Annotated in this window: 16 protein-coding genes; 11 read left to right on the forward strand and 5 right to left on the reverse strand. The window is 67.2% G+C overall.

All coding sequences use genetic code 11. The annotated features are described in order from the left end of the window. Nucleotides 1-15: 15 nt before the first annotated feature. Nucleotides 16-765: an IclR family transcriptional regulator gene (locus QFZ23_RS00560; RefSeq protein ID WP_306920032.1), complete on the reverse strand. Its 750-nt coding sequence runs from the start codon at nucleotides 763-765 to the stop codon at nucleotides 16-18. A gap of 231 nt (nucleotides 766-996) precedes the next feature. Between QFZ23_RS00560 and QFZ23_RS00565 the strand changes: the two genes are divergently transcribed. The 3 genes from QFZ23_RS00565 to QFZ23_RS00575 all read left to right on the forward strand — a co-directional run bounded on the left by QFZ23_RS00565 (nucleotide 997) and on the right by QFZ23_RS00575 (nucleotide 5,288). Further along, complete coding sequence (locus QFZ23_RS00565) at nucleotides 997-2,358, forward strand: MFS transporter (protein WP_306926584.1); 1,362 nt, start codon at nucleotides 997-999, stop codon at nucleotides 2,356-2,358. 90 nt (nucleotides 2,359-2,448) lie between these two features. Then, complete coding sequence (locus tag QFZ23_RS00570) at nucleotides 2,449-4,830, forward strand: molybdopterin oxidoreductase family protein (protein WP_306920033.1); 2,382 nt, start codon at nucleotides 2,449-2,451, stop codon at nucleotides 4,828-4,830. After that, the gene (locus QFZ23_RS00575) at nucleotides 4,827-5,288 is read left to right on the forward strand and encodes a hypothetical protein (protein ID WP_306920034.1); all 462 of its coding nucleotides are present in this window, start codon (nucleotides 4,827-4,829) and stop codon (nucleotides 5,286-5,288) included. Before QFZ23_RS00570 ends, QFZ23_RS00575 begins: the two co-directional genes overlap by 4 nt. Before the next feature lie 33 nt (nucleotides 5,289-5,321). On the opposite strand, the gene QFZ23_RS00580 is transcribed toward QFZ23_RS00575, so the two are convergent. Next, nucleotides 5,322-6,398 (reverse strand): FUSC family protein, encoded by a 1,077-nt coding sequence (locus QFZ23_RS00580; RefSeq protein WP_306920035.1) that lies wholly within the window; start codon nucleotides 6,396-6,398, stop codon nucleotides 5,322-5,324. Between the two features lie 218 nt (nucleotides 6,399-6,616). Then, nucleotides 6,617-7,609: a hypothetical protein gene (locus tag QFZ23_RS00585; protein ID WP_306920036.1), complete on the reverse strand. Its 993-nt coding sequence runs from the start codon at nucleotides 7,607-7,609 to the stop codon at nucleotides 6,617-6,619. A gap of 172 nt (nucleotides 7,610-7,781) precedes the next feature. On the opposite strand from QFZ23_RS00585, the gene QFZ23_RS00590 reads away from it, so the two are divergent. Next, nucleotides 7,782-8,675 (forward strand): amino acid-binding protein, encoded by an 894-nt coding sequence (locus tag QFZ23_RS00590; RefSeq protein WP_306920037.1) that lies wholly within the window; start codon nucleotides 7,782-7,784, stop codon nucleotides 8,673-8,675. Here the strand turns inward: QFZ23_RS00590 and QFZ23_RS00595 are convergent. Continuing rightward, nucleotides 8,657-9,640, reverse strand: a complete 984-nt coding sequence (locus QFZ23_RS00595) for an aldo/keto reductase (protein WP_306920038.1) — start codon at nucleotides 9,638-9,640, stop codon at nucleotides 8,657-8,659. The genes QFZ23_RS00590 and QFZ23_RS00595 overlap by 19 nt on opposite strands. A 296-nt stretch (nucleotides 9,641-9,936) precedes the next feature. Between QFZ23_RS00595 and QFZ23_RS00600 the strand changes: the two genes are divergently transcribed. The 7 genes from QFZ23_RS00600 (at nucleotide 9,937) to QFZ23_RS00630 (ending at nucleotide 18,081) form a co-directional block, all read left to right on the forward strand. After that, the gene (locus QFZ23_RS00600) at nucleotides 9,937-11,271 is read left to right on the forward strand and encodes an MFS transporter (RefSeq protein WP_306920039.1); all 1,335 of its coding nucleotides are present in this window, start codon (nucleotides 9,937-9,939) and stop codon (nucleotides 11,269-11,271) included. Between the two features lie 172 nt (nucleotides 11,272-11,443). Then, complete coding sequence (locus QFZ23_RS00605; RefSeq protein WP_306920040.1) at nucleotides 11,444-12,811, forward strand: MFS transporter; 1,368 nt, start codon at nucleotides 11,444-11,446, stop codon at nucleotides 12,809-12,811. An 11-nt stretch (nucleotides 12,812-12,822) separates the two neighbouring features. Further along, complete coding sequence (locus QFZ23_RS00610) at nucleotides 12,823-14,331, forward strand: amidase (protein WP_306920041.1); 1,509 nt, start codon at nucleotides 12,823-12,825, stop codon at nucleotides 14,329-14,331. Between the two features lie 28 nt (nucleotides 14,332-14,359). Next, nucleotides 14,360-15,067, forward strand: coding sequence for a GntR family transcriptional regulator (locus tag QFZ23_RS00615; protein ID WP_306920042.1), 708 nt, complete (start codon nucleotides 14,360-14,362; stop codon nucleotides 15,065-15,067). After that, nucleotides 15,064-15,864 (forward strand): aspartate/glutamate racemase family protein, encoded by an 801-nt coding sequence (locus tag QFZ23_RS00620; protein ID WP_306920043.1) that lies wholly within the window; start codon nucleotides 15,064-15,066, stop codon nucleotides 15,862-15,864. Before QFZ23_RS00615 ends, QFZ23_RS00620 begins: the two co-directional genes overlap by 4 nt. Nucleotides 15,865-15,895: 31 nt before the next feature. After that, the gene (locus QFZ23_RS00625) at nucleotides 15,896-17,317 is read left to right on the forward strand and encodes an amidohydrolase family protein (protein WP_306920044.1); all 1,422 of its coding nucleotides are present in this window, start codon (nucleotides 15,896-15,898) and stop codon (nucleotides 17,315-17,317) included. 68 nt (nucleotides 17,318-17,385) lie between these two features. Then, nucleotides 17,386-18,081, forward strand: a complete 696-nt coding sequence (locus QFZ23_RS00630; RefSeq protein WP_444861250.1) for a maleate cis-trans isomerase family protein — start codon at nucleotides 17,386-17,388, stop codon at nucleotides 18,079-18,081. Here QFZ23_RS00630 and QFZ23_RS00635 read toward each other — a convergent pair. Continuing rightward, on the reverse strand, nucleotides 18,037-19,083 hold the full coding sequence (locus QFZ23_RS00635) for a diacylglycerol/lipid kinase family protein (protein ID WP_306920046.1): 1,047 nt from the start codon (nucleotides 19,081-19,083) through the stop codon (nucleotides 18,037-18,039). The two genes, QFZ23_RS00630 and QFZ23_RS00635, sit on opposite strands and share 45 nt — an antisense overlap. Nucleotides 19,084-19,135: the final 52 nt, after the last annotated feature.

Raw genomic sequence — 19,135 nt, forward strand, 5'->3', positions numbered from 1 at the left:
CGGCGGTGAGAGAGCTTATCCGGCACCCTCGCTGAGCCGCCGGGCGATGCCGCGCGCCGCCGTCTGAAGCGCCGGTACCAGCGCCTGCATGCGCATCTCCCGCAGCGGAACCACGACGCCGATCGCTGCCACCGCGCGCTTCTGGCCGTCCAGCACGGGAACAGCAATACCCCAGGTGTCGGGATCGATCACGCCAGCCAGTTCGGCGAAGCCCTGGTTCGCGGCCTCGGCCAGCAAGGCGCGCACTTCGTCACGGCCAACTTTTCCGACAGGGTCCGCGAACTGGTCCAGGTACTCGGCCTGGACGTGCTTTGGCTGGTGCGACATCAGGGCCAGTCCGGCCGACGAGACGTGGACTGCCATCCGGCCCGCGACCTGGGCCCGGTTGGCTACGGATCCGCGGCGGGACAGCCGCTCAACAAAGAGCGCTTCCCAACCGTCAAGCACCGCGAGATTCACGTTCTGGTTCAGCACATGCTGGATGTCCTCCATGAAGGGCATGGCCGCCTGACGCAAGGCCAGCGTGGGCGAATTGCGGTTCACCAGCTCCCACAGCCTCAGGCCCGGGCGCACCGAGCCGCCGGGGCTGGTTTCCAGGAGTCCGTGCGTGGCCAGCTGCCGCACCAGACGGTGGGCGGTGGTGAGGGGGAGGTCCGCGCGCTCCGCGAGCTCGGACAGCTGCAGGACGGTGACGCCGGCCGGGAACGCCGCGATGACGCGCACCACACGGTCCACCACTGAATCCCCGGAAACTGAATTGGCCACCACATCCACGCTTCCATTGAATGGTTTTGGTTGTCCCAGATTACACCCGGCGGTGATACAAATCTCATGTCGAATGTGATGTCGGCAGCCCGGAGCCAACAGGAGCCCCTGGCACACCGCCCCGAGCGCTTCGCGGCCCACCGCTTCCGGAAGAACTGCCGGTCCGGTGCAGCTGCAGCCCCGCACCACCTTCGCTTCCATAAAAGCTTCTACCCGGACGATGAGGTTCCCATGTCAACGCTCTCTGTTGCCCGCCGCTCCCAGTGGCCCGTCTGGCTTTGCTGGCTGGCCATGGTGCTGGACGGTTTCGACCTGGTGGTGCTGGGCACCGTCATTCCCACCCTGATCAAGACGCAGGACCTTGGCTTCGACGCCGTGGGAGCGACCTATGCTGCCACCATCTCCCTGGTGGGTGTGGGCATCGGAGCGCTCTTCATCGCACCGCTCTCCGACCGCTTTGGACGCCGCCGCCTGCTGGTTGCATGCGTCGCCTGGTTCTCCTTGTTCACCATCGCCGTGGTTTTTGCCCCCAACGTCGCCATGTTCGGGATCTTCCGGCTCCTCGCAGGCGTGGGGCTCGGCGCCTGCCTGCCGGCAGCACTGGCCTATATGAACGACTACGCCCGGGCCGGAACGGCAGGAAAGTCCACCACCAGGACCATGACCGGCTATCACGTGGGCGCCGTGGCCACCGCTTTCCTGGCCATCCTGGTGGTGCCGGACTGGCGCATCATGTTCGTGGTGGGGGGACTTGCCGGGTTCGCGCTGGTGCCATTCCTGTGGTTCCGGCTGCCGGAGACCCTGCCGCCGGTCCTTGCCGAGCAGGGCACCGAAACCAGGGGCGCCAAAGGTGAACCAGCGGAAGCCCGTCGTGCCGGGGCCGCCCGGGCACACCGGCCCATCGCCGTGCCGGCGGCTGAACCCGAGGCCGCGCCGGCGTCGCTGCTGGCTGCCGACCAGGCCGGCGAGCGGGCCAGCTTCCGGGACCTCACCCGCAAGCCGTATCCGCTGGTTGCCCTGGGTATTGCTGTGGCGTCATTCATGGGCCTCCTGCTGGTGTACGGCCTGAACACCTGGCTGCCTCAGCTCATGTCCGCCGCCGGGTACACGGTCAGCACAGGCCTGGTGCTGCTGCTGGTGCTTAACGTGGGCGCCGTGGTGGGCCTGATCGTGGCCGGCATCCTGGCCGACAAGCACGGCACCAAGAAGATCGTGCTCCTCTGGTTCGGCTTGTCCGCCCTCTTCCTCGCTGTCCTCAGCATCAAGATCCAGAGCGAATTTCTGCTCAACGCCGCCGTGTTCGTGACCGGCGTGTTCGTCTTCAGCTCGCAGGTCCTCGTCTACGCGTGGGTCAGCCAGCTCTTCCCGGCCCGGCTCCGCGGCACAGCCCTCGGCTTTGCCGCGGGCGTGGGACGGCTCGGCGCCATCATGGGACCGGCCGTCACCGGAACCCTGGTGGCCGCCGGCATCGCGTACCCGTGGGGCTTCTACGTCTTCGCCGCCGCCGCGGTGCTCGGAGTGCTGGCCCTGGTGGCCGTCCCCCACGCGATCGCCCCGGCACCCGGCCAACCGTCCGGCGTCGGGCGCTCCTAAACGCGCACATTGCATCGCCCCTTCCGCTGGCGACGGCGGCGGGTAACCTAGGGACAGTAAGTTCACTTACCATCCTTGGAGGCTGGCCCCATGACGGACCGGATCGCAGACATCTGGGGCGAACGGACACCCCACGGAAGCGGCCAGGCGTGGCCCGAGCGCGTGGACCAGGTTCTGGCCGAGGGGCTGACCGACGGCGACGTGGACCGCTGGGTGCAGTCGGCCTGCGTCCTGTGCAGCAACGGCTGCGGCTGCGACATCGCCGTCAAGGACGGGAAAATGGTGGGGATCCGCGGCCGAGCGGCAGACCGGGTGAACCGGGGCAGGCTCGGGCCGAAAGGCCTCTACGGCAGCTGGCAGGGCGAAGCACACCGGGACCGCCTGACCCGCCCGCTGATCAGGGTGGATGGCGGGCTGGTGGAAACGGACTGGGACACCGCCATGGGCCGCATCGTGGAGCGGAGCAAAGAACTCCTGGCCAGCAAGGGCCCGCTCAGCCACGGCTTCTACACCAGCGGGCAACTGTTCCTGGAGGAGTATTACGCGCTGGGCATCCTCGGCAAGGCCGGGATCGGCACGCCGCACATGGACGGCAACACGCGGCTCTGCACGGCCACGGCTGCGGCGGCGCTGAAGGAATCCTTCGGCGCCGACGGCCAGCCCGGCAGCTATGCCGACGTCGATGAGTGCAGCGCCGTCTTCCTGTATGGCCACAACATGGCGGAGACGCAGACGGTGCTGTGGTCGCGCGTGCTGGACCGGCTGGACGGGCCCAACCCGCCGAAGCTCGTGTGCGTTGACCCGCGCGACACCGAGGTGGCCCGCCGCGCCGACGTGCACCTGGCAGTTCATCCGGGCACCAATCTGGCGCTGATGAACGGGCTGGTCCGCGAGCTCTTCGCCAATGGCTGGATCGATGAGGCCTACATCGCCGAGCACACTGCCAACGTGGAGCAACTGCGCAGCGTGGTGGAGCCGTGGACCCCGGAGAAAGTGGCCGAAACATGCGGCGTGGATGCCGCCGACGTGCGGCGCGCGGCGGAGATCTTCGGCACTGAAGACAGGGTGCTTTCCACGGTCCTGCAGGGCTTCTACCAGTCGGCCCACGCGACGGCGTCCGCGTGCCAGGTCAACAACCTGCATCTGCTCCGCGGCATGCTGGGCAGCCCCGGCTGCGGCCTGCTGCAGATGAACGGCCAGCCCACCGCCCAGAACAACAGGGAGTGCGGGGCCGACGGCGACCTGCCGGGCTTCCGCAACTGGGAGAACCCGCAGCATGTGGAGGACCTGGCCCGGCTGTGGAACGTTGACCCGGGCATCATCCCGGACTGGGCCCCGCCCACCCACGCCCTGCAGATCTTCCGCTACGTCGAGCAGGGCTCCATCGGCCTGCTGTGGATTTCCGCCACAAACCCTGCCGTGTCCATGCCGCAGCTGGAACGCATACGTCACATCCTGGACAAGGACAGCCTGTTCCTGGTGGTGCAGGACATCTACCTCACCGAAACAGCGCAGTATGCCGACGTCGTCCTCCCCTGCGCTGCGTGGGGCGAGAAGACCGGCACCTTCACCAACGTTGACCGGACCGTCCACCTGTCCGAGAAGGCCGTCGATCCGCCGGGCGAGGCACGGAGCGACCTCGACGTCTTCCTCGACTATGCCCGCCGGATGGGTTTTACGGACAGGGACGGGCAGCCACTGCTGGACTGGTCCGGCCCCGAGGACGGCTTCGAGGCCTGGAAGGAATGCTCGCGCGGCCGGCCGTGCGACTACACGGGGCTCAGCTACGACAAGCTCCGCGGCGGCAGCGGCATCCAGTGGCCCTGCACCGCGGAGCAGCCCGGCGGCACCGAGCGACTGTACACCGACGCCGAATTCCCCACCGCGCCCGAGCACTGCGAGTCCTTCGGGCACGACCTCCTCACCGGCGCCACCACGGGCGAAACCCAGTACAAGGCAACCGTCGAACCCGGGAAGGCCTGGCTCAAGGCCCTCGAGTACACGCCGCCGCACGAGGAACCCGACGCCGACTACCCGTTGCGCTACACCACCGGCCGGACGGCGTACCACTTCCACACCCGGACCAAGACCGGCCGCAGCCGCCGCCTCAATGGCGCCGCACCGGAGCCATGGATCGAGATGTCCGTGGAGGACGCCGCACGCGCCGGCTGCCAGGAGGGGGACATCGCCCGGGTGACGTCACGCCGCGGCAGCCTGGAAGTTCCGGTGCGGGTCGGGGACATCCGGCCGGGCACCGTCTTCGCGCCGTTCCACTATGGCTACTGGGACACGTCCGACGGCGGCCGGCACCGTGCCGCGAACGAACTCACCGTCACCGAATGGGACCCGGTGTCCAAGCAGCCACTGTTCAAGAACGCGGCCGTCCGGGTGGAAAAGCTGCGGAGCGGCGACGGCCCGTCGAAGGCCCCGGACACCACCGCATCCCGCCGCGCGACAGGAGCCCGGCGATGAAACTACCTGTCTACATCGGCCTGCTGGACGAGGCGGAAGCCACGCTGGCGTCGTCGTTCCGGGTTGTGGCGGACGGCCACGGCGACGAACCCGACGTACACTTCATCCTGCAGACGTTCGCCAAGAAGTGCGACGCGCACCGGGAAGCATTGAAGCCTGTCATCGATCGCTACGGCGAAGACGTGGAGGGCGAGGAGGAGCACCGGCTGACGGCCAACGGCGTGAAGGAAGTCCGTTCCGGTCCGCTGGCTTTGATGCTGGACCTGCAGGACCTGTACGTGCTGGTCAGCCACATCGACGTCACCTGGATGATGGTGGGGCAGGCCGCCAAGGGTGACCGGGACAAGGACCTCCAGGGCGTCGTGGAGCAGTGTGAGGGCGATTCGGAGCTGGAGATCCGGTGGCTGCAGACCAGGATGAAGCAGGCCGCGCCCCAGGCGCTCCTGGTGGCTGAATGAACGGCGGCTGAGTGCGCGGGGACTGAAGCCGCCTTACCGCGCCGGCACTCCCGCCGAAGTCCGCTGCGAAAGCCGGGACCACACGGCGGGGGCCAGCACCACGCCGATTCCGACTGCCGCGCCGATCACCGTCTCCACGATCCGGTCCCGGAGGAGGATGCCGGGCGCGGCAGGCGAGACCAGCAGCGTCGAGGTCAGTGCCAGCGGCGTCACGAAAACCTGGGCCAGCACGTAGTTCCGGGCAATGAAGAGCTCGGCGCCGAACTGGCAGACGGCGATCACCAGGACCGTCTGCCATGGCACGGGCTGCAGCAGCAGGATGCCCGCCAGCAGGATGAGGCCCAGCACTGTGCCGATGATCCTCTGGATGCCGCGGGCGATGCGGTGCCGGGTGGTGCGTCCCACCAGCGGAACGACTGCCGCCACCATGGCCCAGTAGTTGTGCCCGAAGCCGAGCAGCTGGCCCACGAGGGTCGCGAGGGTGCCTGCGAGCCCCGCGGCCACCAGGTAGCCCCCGGCCTCGAGCCGGGCCGCACGCTTCTCCTCGGCGGTAAGCCGGACGGGCGGAGGCATCTCCCACGGCGTCCGGTGGCTCCGCAGTACCCGGGAGGACAGCCCCACCGCCAGGCAGAAAAGCGTGGTCACGACGGACACCAGCAAGCACTGCCACAGCGGCGGCTGGTTGGGGATGGACGCGATCGCGGCGAACGCGAAGATGTGGAACAGCGAGCCGGCCGGCCGGTGCCGCCACCGGGCGATCACCAGTGAGCAGCCGCCGGCCACGAGGGTGGTGGCCAGAACCTGCAGCCAGATGCCCGCCTCGTGGGACAGTCCGCCCGCGTGCACGACGCGGGCGGTCACCGTGGCCAGGAGGATCACCAGGAGCATGAGCGCACCCGCCCGGACCTGAATGAAGAACCGCTTGCGGTGCAGCTCCCCGCGGCCGTAGATGCCCGTGAATGCGCCGAAGGAGGCAAAAATCGCCAGGTCCAGGCGGCCCAGCAGCACCAGGGTGATCAGCGGCACGAACACCCCCACGGCGCACCGCACGGCGACGTGATGATCCTTGTTTGGCGGGGCAAGGGTGAACATCTCGGCCAGCAGCTTCACGGGGGAATGGCGCCTTTCGTTGCAGTCTGGATCTGACGACGGCGGCGCTGGCGTCCGCTTACCAGTTTAACGGGGGCGGCCGCGGCCATTCCCCCGGAGGCCGCCTGCTGCCCTGTTGCGTTCGTCTCCCTGAGCGTTAGTCCGGCTCCCTGGCCGCCGGCGCCTCCTCAGCCGGACCCAATCGGTCAGGCCTAATCGGTCCGGCCTAATCGGTCCGCCTACCTGGTGGCGTTGGTGCGTGCGTCTACCGTGATCACTTCAAAGGTCTTGGCGTTCGGCACGCCAAATTTGGCGTTGACGGCGGCGAGGGTGTCATCGAAGAGGGCGGCCGTCGTCGGGATGTTGAAGTCCGGGCTGGTGATGACCTCCCGCAGCTTTGCCGTCGATTCGTGGAAGTTTACCCGCAGCCGGCTGATCTGGTTGGACATGTTCTGCACGGCCCAGACGGTATCGCCCTTGACCAGGACGCCATCGACGTTGGGCACCTTCACACCGGTGATCTCGGTGCTGGCGCCGGTCCGCGGGCTGACCGTGTACAGCGCCTGGTTGCCCGAGTGGGCCACCACCAGACGGCGGGCGTCGCGTGAGTAGGCGATGCCGTTGAGGTTGAACTGCTTGCTGGTATCCGCCGCGGGGCCCTTCAGGGTCAGCGTGCGCACGGTGCCGAGGTCACCGTCGTCGTCCACCGGGATGAAGTACAGCTCAGCCTGCCGCGAGTTGGTGAACCAGGCGCCGTGGTCGGTGAGCGCCACGTCGTTGATGAAGGCTTCCTTCTTGGTCAGCTGGAAGGTCCTGACCGTCTTGCCCGTGTCGGTGTCGTACACGTAGGCCTGCCCGGTGGGGCCGCCGGCCACGAACAGCAGGTCGTTGTGCCGGTCCGCCTTCATGCCCACGGCCACCCTGCCGTCGGGCGCATCGATAAACTTGGTCGCCTTGTCCTTGCGGATGTCCCCACGGTAGATGTCCCCGGTGACCAGGTCACCGGCGAAGAATTTGGTGCTGCCGGCGGCCGCGATGCCTTCGGCACCCTTGGCCCCGTCCAGCAGGATGACCGGAGCGACATCCCCCGAACGGGATTGCACTGCTCGGGCCTCTCCGGCCGAGGCGACGGGTGCGGGGACCAGGAGCACGGCGAGGGCGAGGAACCCTACCGCGGCACGGCGGCGTATATGGCCTGAACTGATGCTGATGGGCATGACGGTGCTCTCCACGAGTCGACTCTTCCGTGCGAGCAGGCCGTTGTACGGGAGCTCCGCACGCTGGTCCCTTCAGTGTAGGTACAGGGGCCGGAGGCTGGCCAGAGCGCTGCGGAACGGCTAATGTTTCGCGGGATCGGAACGCGGGGGCAATCCCGCCGTAACAGCGGGCGGGCAGGCTGGGACCATGAAGCCCCAGGCGCCGAAGTCCCCCGTGCGGAACCATCACAAACCGACCCCCGCCGCGGCCGAGCTCAGCTGCGAAGTCTGCGGGCAGATGCCCGAGCCCACCAAGACACGCCTCACGGTGGCCAATGTCGCCGTCATGCTGCCCATCGAACTGCTGGTGCACGCGCTGGTGGTGCAGACGCATCTGCCTTACGTGGCCAAGGTACTGGTCCTGACGCTGACGGCCACGGTCCTGGTGATCTGGGTGGCCGAGCCGTCCGCGGCGCGGATCCTGCGGCGGTGGCTCCACGCGCCCGCGCTGCGGCACCGACGGCGGCTTGGCACGGCACCTGCGCTGTGGCGTGCCCGGACGGTGCTCCGCGACGAGCCCGGCTCCCTCAAGCGGATCACCAGGTCGCTGGCACTGCTGGACACCAACATCCTGGGCATCCACGTCCATCCGGTTCGGGGCGGGGTGATGGATGAATTCGTCCTGTCCGCCCCCGGCGGAGTCAGCGAGCGCCAGCTGCTGGAAGCCCTGATGGACGGCGGCGGACGCAGCACGCAGGTCTGGCCCACCACAGCCCTGGCCATGGCCGACGGGCAGACCAAGGCCCTGAGCCTGGCCACACGGATCGCCGCCGCGCCGGGGGAGCTTCCGCTGGCCGTGGCGGAACTGCTGTCCGCCAGGATCCTCGACCCCGGCAGCGAGTCAGCCCGCCACGGCGGTGCAACGAACGACGCCGGCACCGTCCTGAAGATTCCGACCGCCTGGCACGGACCCATCACCTTTTTCCGTCCCGGCGAACCGTTCACGCCCGCTGAGTCGGCCCGCGCCCACCGGCTCGCGGAGCTCGCCGAAATCCTGGCGCACCGGGAGCCTCTTCGGGTCGGTCAGAACCCGGACGGATAGCGGGGCGTGTAGCTTTCTTCGAGGCGCCGGACCTCCGACTCGGTCAGGTTAAGTTGGACGGCGGCAGCGGCGTCGTCGATATGGCGTTCCTTCGTCGCCCCGATGATGGGGGCGGTGACTGCGGACTTGCCCGCGCTCCAGGCCAAGGCGATCTGCGCCATCGGCACGCCGCGTTCGTCGGCCACGGCGGCGACTGCGTCGACGATGGCCCTGTTCGCGTCCTCGTCCTGCTTGTACAGGCCCTTGCCGAACTCGTCCATGTCCTTCCGGGTCCCGGACCCCGCAGCACCCCAGGGCCTGGTCAGGTTTCCGCGCGCCAGCGGGCTCCAGGGGATGACGCCCACACCTGTTGCCAGGCAGAACGGGTGCATTTCCCGCTCTTCCTCCCGCTCGAGGAGGTTGTACTGGTCCTGCATCGACACGAACCTGGTCCAGCCGTTCAGCTCCGCCACATGCTGCATCCGGGCGAACTGCCAGGCCCACATGCTTGACGCCCCGATGTACCGGGCCTTTCCTGCCTTCACGACGTCGTGCAGGGCCTCCATCGTCTCCTCGACGGGAGTCACCGGGTCATAGCGGTGGATCTGGTACAGGTCCACGTAGTCCGTGCCAAGCCGGGTGAGGGATGCGTCGATCTCGTGCATGATCGCGGCCCGGCTGAGGCCGGCGCCGTTGCGGGCCTGGCGCATCCGGCCGTGGACCTTGGTGGCGATCTGGACCTCCTCACGGGGCGCCAGTTCCTTGAGCAGGGCGCCGGTGATCTCCTCGCTCGAACCGGCCGAGTACACATTCGCTGTGTCGAAGGTGGTGATGCCCGCTTCGTAGGCGCGCCGCACGAACGGCCTGGCTTCCTCGAGGCCCACGCTCCACTCGTGCGAGCCCTTTCCCGGATCGCCGTAGCTCATCATGCCCAGGACAACGGCGCTGATTTCCAGACCGGAGTTTCCAAGTCGGACCGTTTTCACTCGCTACTTCCTTTCGATGTCTTGCCGTCGGGCCGCGGTCACAATTCGTTTTTTCGTGAGCCACGGCCATCTTCTCCGAAAACCCTTGACAGTGTCCCACGCCACTCCTTACCTTGAGTTTGGGATCCCAAAACGGGATCCCAAACGGCAAGATGTCTCCGCGGCGACATCCAACAATCCGCCCTTCCGGAGGTCCCGCCAACCGCGGCCGCACCGCCCCGCACAAGCTCATCCCCCTTTCCTGTCCGCACCCTTCCCGCAAAGGAGAAGCTGTGTCTCTCCCAGAAACTGAAGCAGTGACAACCCCGGCCCAATCCACCGAACCCCGCAGCATCAAGCCCGGCAAGGACGGCGTGCAACGGCGCACCAGCGTCCGCTGGAAGCTCTTTTTGCTGCTGCTCGTCCTGGTCTCCGTCAACTACATCGACCGCGGTTCCATCTCGGTGGCGCTGCCCATCATCCAAAAGGAATTCAACCTCGCCCCGGAGCTCGTGGGCCTCCTGCTCTCGGCCTTTTTTTGGACCTACGCCCTGATGCAGATCCCGATCGGCCTGCTAATCGACAAGTTCGGTCCGCGGAAGGTCATGACCGCCTCCTGCGTCGGCTGGGGCGCGGCCACCGCCGCCTCCGGCATGGCCGGCGGCTTCCTGAGCATGTTCATCGCCCGCCTCGGCATCGGCGTCACCGAGGCCGGCGTGATGCCGGCCGGCGGCAAGCTGAACGCCATCTGGATGCACAAGTCGGAGCGTGGCCGCGGCGCCACCATCCTGGACGCCGGCGCACCACTCGGCGCCGGCCTGGGCGGCATCCTCATCGCCGGCCTCATCGCCGCCACCGGCAGCTGGCGCAGTTCGTTCGTCATCGCCGGCGCCGCCACAGTGCTCATGGGTCTGGCCGTCTGGTGGTACGTCCGCGACAATCCCCGCCAGCACCGCGGCGTCAACGCGGCCGAGGCCGACTACATCGAGGCCTCCCACGCCGAGGAGGATGCCGAAGCCGAGAGGGAAGGCAGCAAGGGCAAGCGGGCACTGCTCCCCTACCTGAAATTCCGCTCCTTCTGGGCCATGTGCTTTGGCTGGCTGGGCTTCAACGGCGTGTTCTACGGCCTGCTCACGTGGGGCCCTCTCTACCTCGCCCAGGCCAAGGGCTTCGACCTGAAAACCATCGGCTGGTCCACCTTCGTGATCTTTGGAGCCGGCTTCGTCGGCGAGATCCTGGGCGGCACTATCGCCGACAAGTGGCGGGCGACCGGCGCCTCCGCCAACCGCGTCATGCGGACGCTGCTGGGCATCTCCAGCGTCGTGGTGGTGGGCGGCCTCGTCGGGGTGACCGTCGTCGCTGACCCGACCACCGCCGTCGTCCTTCTCTCCGTGGTGATGTTCTTCCTCCGCTGGGTGGGCCTGTTCTGGAGCATCCCGTCCATCCTGGGCGGCCGCACCAACGCCGGTGTACTCGGCGGGGCGATGAACTTCAGCGGCAACATCTCCGGGTTTGTCACGCCGATCGCCGTCGGCCTCATCGTCGGCGCCACCGGCTCCTACACCTGGGCGCTGCTCTACTTCGTGGGATCCGCCATCATCATGGGGGTCTCCGTGCTCACCCTGAACTACAACAAGCGGCTGCCGGTCTAAACCGGCCGAGCCTGTCGTTCTAAACGATCCCTGCTTTGGGATCCCAAACCATTGACATCAGCTCATTCACAACCTACCGTCATATTTGGGATCCCAAACCGGTAATACGAGGACACAGCTTCCTCACCTCAACCCGGTCCTGTACCCCCGTCGCATCGCCCAGGAGGGCAACATGTCGATCAACTCCCAAACCCGCAGTTCCCTGTCCGACGCCAAACAGAAGGGCGGCGGGAACTCAATGAAGAGGGTCGTTGCCGCGAGCTTCGTCGGCACCACACTTGAGTACTACGACTTCTTTGCCTACAGCACAGCAGCCTCCATCGTCTTCCCCATCCTGTTCTTCCCAGGTTCAGAACCTGCCACCGGCCTCCTGCTGGCCTTGGCCACCTACGCGGTGGGCTACGTGGTGCGTCCCCTGGGCGCCGCCATCTTCGGCCACTTCGGCGACAAAATTGGACGTAAAAACGTCCTGGTCACCACACTGCTCCTGATGGGCCTGGCCAGTGCCGCCGTCGGGCTCCTGCCCACCTACGACAACATCGGCATCTGGGCTCCGGTCCTTCTGGTTAGCCTGCGCTTCCTGCAGGGAATCGGCATCGGCGGCGAATGGGGCGGAGCTGCCCTCATGGTCACCGAGTCGGACAAGAGCGGCCGGCGCGGGCTCTTCGGCAGCCTCGTCCAGACCGCCGCGCCCACGGGCTTGCTCCTGGCCACCGGCATCTTCACGCTCATGACCTCGGCCCTCTCGAAGGAAGCCTTCCTCGCCTGGGGTTGGCGGATCCCGTTCCTGATCAGCTTTGCGCTCGTTGCCATCGGTCTCTACATCCGACTGAAGCTCGCGGAATCGCCAATCTTCGAACAGACGGAACAGAAGGCCGCGGAGAAGAAGCAGGAAGAAGTCAAGGCTCCACTCCTATATGTCTTCAAGCACTATAAGAAGCAACTGGCCCTGGCCGTCGGCGCCCGCATCGGCAGCGACATCGCGTTCTACATCTTCGCGCTGTTCGTCCTCGTCTACGGAACCGAACACCTCGGCCTGCCAAAGAGCCTGGCCCTGGCGGCATCGACCATTTCGGCTGTTGCCCAGATGATCAGCATCCCGCTGTTCGGCGCACTCTCGGACCGTGTGGGCCGCAGGCCCGTCATGATCGGCGGCGCCGTCGCGGGCATCATTTACAGCTTCGTGTTCATTGCGATGCTTAACTCCAAGGACCCGTTCCTGGTGCTCATCGCCCCCGCCATCGGCCTGGTGATCGTTGCGGCCATGTACGCCCCGGTGGCTTCGTTCATCCCCGAACTGTTCGCAACCAAGGTCCGCTACACCGGCTCCGCCGTAGGCTTCCAGCTCGCTGGCGTCTTTGGCGGCGGCTTTGCCCCGCTGATCGCCATCCAGCTGATCGTCCTGACCAGCTCCGGATTCGCCGTGGCTGGATACCTGTCCGCCGCACTGCTGCTCATGGTGTTCTGCGTCTACGTTGCCAAGGAAACGTCCAAGATCACCATGAACGAGGCCGGCAAGACGGCCAGCACCACACGATAAGGATCATGGACATGAACAACACCGCCCTGCCTTCACTGCAGGCCACCAGGGACAAGGAGCAGTTGACCCAACTTTCCATGACCGAATGGGCGGGCGCCCTGCAGGAGGGCCGCCTGACGGCCACGGAATGCCTGGAGCTACACCTGGAACGGATCGCCCAGGAGAACCCCCGCCTGAACGCCGTCGTCACCCTCAACCCCCTGGCCGCTGAGGAAGCTGCCGTCGCGGACAGGGCTGCCGCCGACGGCAGGTCGCTGGGCCCCTTGCACGGAGTGCCGTTCACGGTGAAGGACACGCTCGCTACGAAAGGCCTGCGCACCACGGCGGGAAGCCCCCTTCTGGGGGATTACGTTCCGGAGCAGTCCGCGACGGCGGTCCGCCGCCTTCAGGAGGCAGGAGCGGTGTTGCTGGGCAAGACGAACTGTTCGGAGTTCGCGGTTGAGACACACACGCGCAACGCGCTCTTCGGTGACACCTGGAATCCTTGGGACACGGGCCTGACGTCCGGCGGTTCCACCGGCGGCGACAGCGCAGCCGTGGCGTCCGGTATGAGTGCCTTCGGGCTCGGCACCGACTTTGGCGGGTCCATCCGCTGGCCGGCCCACTGTACAGGCCTGGCAGCCCTGCGGCCCACCGTCGGACTGGTGCCCGAGACAGGTCTCCTGCCGTACGTGCCGCCAGCGGCCGGCGAGAGCCTGCCCGCACCCAACTCGATGTCTGCCCTGCACAGGCTCGGCACCATGGCGTGGCTGGCCCGGAGCGTGGACGATCTGGGCGTACTGCTTGGCATCCTCGCCGGGCCGGATGGGGTGGATCCCTCCACCGTGCCGGTTCCGCTGGGCGGTCCGGTCGATTCCTTGGCCGGGATCAGCTGTGCCTGGTTCGAGGACGAGGGTACCCACCCCGTCCGGGACGATCTGGTGGCTGCCGTCCGGAGGGCCGCGGAAGCCCTCGAGGACCTCGGTGTTCCGACGAAGCACGGCAGGCCGCCAGGCATCGAGCGGGCGGCGGCAGCCTTCGTGGCTCTCCGCACGGCCGAGGGAATGCCGGAAGTGGTGGAACTTGCCTCAGGGCGCGAGGAGGAGCTGGGTAGCAACCTCCGCAGCTCCCTGCTGGGCGCAGCACCCGGCACGGTGGCGGAATACCGCAAGGCTGCCGCGGAGCGGGATGCGATCCGCGCACTGGTGCTGGGGTTCATGGAGGAGCACAACATCCTGCTGCTGCCCGTGGCCAGCGTTCCGGCGTCGGATCCCCGGACCGGAACCTTCAATGTCAGCGGCAAGGACATTCCCTGGACGGAGCTGGGATCCTGCTGCCGAGCCATCAGCATCCTTGGTTTCCCAGTGGCGGTTGTGCCGTGCGGGCTTTCCAGCGAGGGCCTGCCCGTGGGCGTCCAGGTGGTGGGCCGGCCATACCGGGACCGCGAGGTACTCGCCGTCGCCGCGGCCCTTGAACGGAAGTTTGGCCGCTCCAGCCCTCCGCCATTCAGGTCCCCGGCCAGGTTCGGCGGATTGACCTGAGATGGATGCCGCCGAGGACATAGAGTCTGTGAAAAACCACGAATGGAGCACCATGCTTGCCGCAGAAGAAACCCAGAACAAGGAACGGCCCCTCCGCGAGACTGTCCGGGACACGCTCCGCACCCGGATCTTCGAAGGGCATTACGCTCCCGGCACACGGCTGGTGGAACGCGACCTGGCAGCCGAGTTCAATGTCTCCCGCTTGCCGGTTCGCGAGGCGCTTCGGATGCTGCGCCAGGAAGGCCTCCTAAGTGACCGGGGAGCCCGCGGCGCCGAGGTCAGCTCACTCAGCCCCAAAGACGTGGAGGATCTCTTCGACGTCCGCCAGTCGCTGGAAGTGCTGGCCTGCCGCCTTGCCGCAGTCAGGGCAACACCGGAAGATCTCAGCTACCTTGACGGGCTCCTGGACGAGGCCGACGGCCACCTCGCCAAAGGCGCCGTCATGGAGGCCCACCGGGCCAACAGCGAATTCCATGACGCGATCACCCGGATCGCGGACAACGGCTTCCTCAAGTCCGCCCTTGAACCGCTCCAGGGCCGAATGCACTGGCTGTTCCGCCACGTCAGCGACCTGCCCGAACTGATCCAGGAACACCGGGAACTTTACGATGCCATCGCCAGCGGTGATCCCGACCGGGCCGCAGCCCAGTCGGCGTCGCACATCGGCAAATACCGTGAACAGTTCCCCGACGACTTCCAGAAAACAGAACCCGCCCTTCACCGGAAGAAAAAATGAAACTCCTTGTCATCAACCCCAACATCAGCGACGACGTCACTGCCCTGATCGGGTCCGAGGCCCTGCGCTCCGCCTCGCCCGGGACCAGCCTGGTGGTCCGCACGGCCGGCCACGGGGTGGAGTACATCGAAACCCGCTTTGAGTCACTCATCGCGGCGGGCGCCGTCGCCGAAATCATCGCCGAACACACCGCCACAGGCGGCAGCGACGGCGATCCCATCGACGGCGTCGTTGTGGCGGCCTTCGGGGACCCCGGAATGCCGGCCCTGAAGGAGCTGGCCGACGTCCCCGTCATCGGAATCACCGAGGCAGCCCTTTGCGCCGCGGCGCTGCAGGGGCACCGGTTCTCCATCATTGCCATCTCGGACCGGATCCGCCCGTGGTACCTGGACTGCGTGGAGCGGTTCGGCCTCGGCGGACGGCTGGCCTCCATCCGCTCCATCAACGAGACCCTGAACGCCATCGGCTCGGTGCAGCAGGACTTCAAGGAAACCCTCCTGGCACTCAGCCGGCAGGCCGTCGCGGAGGACGGGGCCGACGTCGTCATCCTCGCCGGAGCGCCTCTGGCGGGGCTGGCCCGCGAACTCCGGGGGCAGATCCCCGTGCCGGTGGTGGACGGCATCTCCGCCGGCATCCGGATGGCCGAGGCCGTGGTGGGGCTCCAGTCCGGCCTGCACCGGGCCGGCGCCTTCGCCCCGCCGCCGGTCAAGGCCCGCAAGGGCCTGTCCGAAAACCTCGACGCCGCCCTGACCGCCGCCCAGACGGCAGCAAACGCCGCGGCTTCCACGCACAACTAATCCCGTCAGCTTCCCAGTCAGGAGGACAACGATGTCCCGCATCCCCGAACTCGTCATCGCCAACGGCACCGTCGTCAACAGCTTCGGCCGCCGGTCCGCCCACATCGTGGTGGTGGACGGCAAGATCAGCCAGCTCGTCGACGCAGCAGAACCCGCGCCCGACGCCGAATGCACCATCGACGCCACCGGCCAGCTGGTGATCCCCGGCGGCGTGGACGGGCACTGCCACGTGGCCCAGGTAACCGGCCGGTTCCGCACCCTGGACGATTACCGGACCACCTCTACCGCTGCCCTGTGGGGAGGCACTACCACCCTCATCGACTTCGGCATCCCCCGTGACGCCCGCGAAACCCCGCTGGCGGCCGTGCTCAACAAGAAGGAATTGGCGCAGGAGTCCCGCTGCGACGTGGCCCTGCACGGGTCCGTGATCAGCTGGGACGAGACCGTGCCGTGGCAGCTCGAACAGCTCGCCGCCGAGGGTGTCCGCTCCGTGAAGATGTACACCACTAACCGCGGCACCACCATGGCGGACGGGGACACCATCCTGAAGGTGATGCGAGAAATGGTCCGGCTGGACGGGCTCACGTACATCCACGCCGAGCACGACCCCATCATCGCGGACTGCACGGCGCAGCACGCCGACGACGGCAGGATCGGCATCGAGCACCTGCACCGCACGCGCCCCGAACTTGCCGAGGAAATCTCGGTCAAGGAAACCCTGGCCATGGCCCAGTACACGAAGGCCCCGGTGTACTTTGTCCACCAGTCCACGCCCGGAGCGGTCGACCTGGTCACCGAGGCCCGTGCCCGCGGCCAGGAGGCTTACTCGGAAACGTGCCCGCACTATCTCACGCTCGACGACACCGTGTACGGCTCGGCCTTCCCGGAGTGGTACGCCTGCTGCCCGCCGATGCGCAGCCCGGAAACGGTCGCGGCGCTCAGGGAACGGCTGGCCGACGGCGCCATCCACACCGTCTCCTCGGACCATTCCTGCTACGACCTGACCCAGAAGCGGGAACGCACCGACGACGTCCGCGCCATGCCGCACGGCCTCCCGGGCGTGGAAACCCGCATGCCCGTCACGTTCACGGCGATGGCTGAATGCGGCAGCAACGTGGAGGCCTTTGTGGAGGTCTTCTCCGCCGGACCGGCGCGCATCAACGCCCTGCCCGGCAAGGGCTCCATCGCCGAGGGCTTCGACGCCGACCTGGTGCTCTTCGATCCTTCAGAACACAGGACGGTGGACGGCGGCGCGCTGCACATGGGCACCGACTTCTCGCCTTTCGACGGCCGCACGCTGGCCGGCTGGCCCGCCGTCGTGGTTTCCGCAGGCCGTGTGGTACTGGACCGGGAGGGCTTCCACGATCCCGGCGCTGTGGGCCGCTTCGTTTCCAGGAACGGATTCCGGGAACACCTTGCCGCCGCTGCCGACCTGTCCGCCGCGACCCTCTAGGAGCACCCGTGAACCGCCAGACTTCACCTTTCCGCCCAACTCCGGCTGTCCGCCCGACCCGGATCGGCATGATCGTGCCGTCCTCCAACACCTGCCTGGAACCGCAGAGCTACCGCATCCTGGGCGACCGCACCGACGTCACCATCCACTTCACCCGGATCCCGGTCACACGGATTGCGCTGGACGATTCATCGGACAGGCAGTTCAACCCCGCCGTCATGCGCGAGGCCGCCAGGCTGCTGGCGACGGCGGACGTCGACGTGATCGCCTGGAATGGCACCTCGGGATCATGGCTGGGGTCCACTCACGACCGCGACCTCGTCCTTGAAATCACCGACGCCACCGGCATCCCCGCCACGACGTCCACGCTCGCATACTTCGAGGCGTTCCGGTCCTTCGGCACCGAGCGGATCGCGCTGTTCACGCCATACACGGAGGACGTCAACGAGGCCATCATCAAGTCCTATGAGCGGGACGGCATCAAAACCGTCAGCCACCGCTGCCTGGGCCTGAGCGACAACGAGTCCTTCGGCCGGGTCACCGACGATGAAATGCGTCCCGGCTCCCTGGAGCTCGCGGCCGACGCTCCGGATGCGCTGATCTACCTCTGCACCAACCTGTACGGCGCCAACATCGCGGCAGAAATCGAGGCGGGCACGGGCGTACCGGTCCTGGACTCGGTTGCCGTGACGCTGTGGCACTGCCTGAAACTTGCCGGCTCACCCTTGCTCGCACCAAGGTGGGGCAGGCTCCTCGGGGACTGACGCGCCTGTCTGTACAGGCCAGGCCCGGGCACTCCCAAGCCCGGGGCGCTCTGCTTCCGGAGTGGACCTACATCCGGATCGGGCTACATCCGGACCTTGAGCGCCCCGGGCTCCACCCAAATGGACAGCTGCTTGACGGCGCCGACGTGATCGCCGTCGAGCTGGAACTCCTCCTCCTGCTCCAATGTGACCTCGATCTTCTTGCCCTGGAAGTACTCCGCGGATTCCTTTTTGTTCTTCCTGCGGCCGAATATCCCCGCCACGACGCCGAGCCAGCCGAAGTGCCCGCGGGGGGCCAGGATCAGCAGGTCCAAAATTGCCGTCGTCGATCTTCGCCTCGGGGAAAATCTCGATGCCGCCCATGATCCGGCCGCAGTTACCGGCCATGACACTGCGGATCCGGCGCTTGACCGGGTGCTTGTCGTCCACCCTGACGGTTGCCCTGACCGGCTTGCCCGGCAGCTTCCGGATGCCGGCTTCAACGTACGCGAGCCAGCCCATGCGGTCCTTGAGCGCATCCACGGTGTCCGCCATGATCGCGGCGTCGTAGCCCACACCGGCCATCACCAGGAAGACGTTCTCGTCCGCGGACCCGTCAAAGGTGGCCCTGGCGACGTCAACCGTGCGGTCGGTCCCGTTGAGCACGTCGTACGCGGCGGAAACGGGATCGGAGATGTCCACGCCCATGTTGCGGGCCAGCAAGTTGCCCGTGCCCAGCGGCACCATCCCCATCGGGGTATCGGTTCCGGCCAGCGCCTCAGCCACGCACCGCACGGTACCGTCGCCGCCGGCGGCAATAACGACGTCGACCCCCGCCTCCAGCGCCTCGCGGGCTTGGCCTACGCCCGGGTCTTCAACTGTGGTTTCCAGCCACATGGGCTCGGCCCAGCCCTGCGTATCGCACAGCCGGACCAGCGAGGCGCGGAGGTCGGCGCCAACAGCCTTGGCGGGGTTTACGACCACGGCGGCCCGTGGCGGCGAGGAAGCATTCTGGGCTGTCATGGTGTCCTTCGGCTGCTGCGGGCGGGCCCGAAAGCCCCGGAACTCAAATCGT

The sequence above is a fragment of the Arthrobacter globiformis genome, from assembly GCF_030818015.1.
GTDB classification, from domain to species: Bacteria; Actinomycetota; Actinomycetes; order Actinomycetales; family Micrococcaceae; genus Arthrobacter; species Arthrobacter globiformis_C.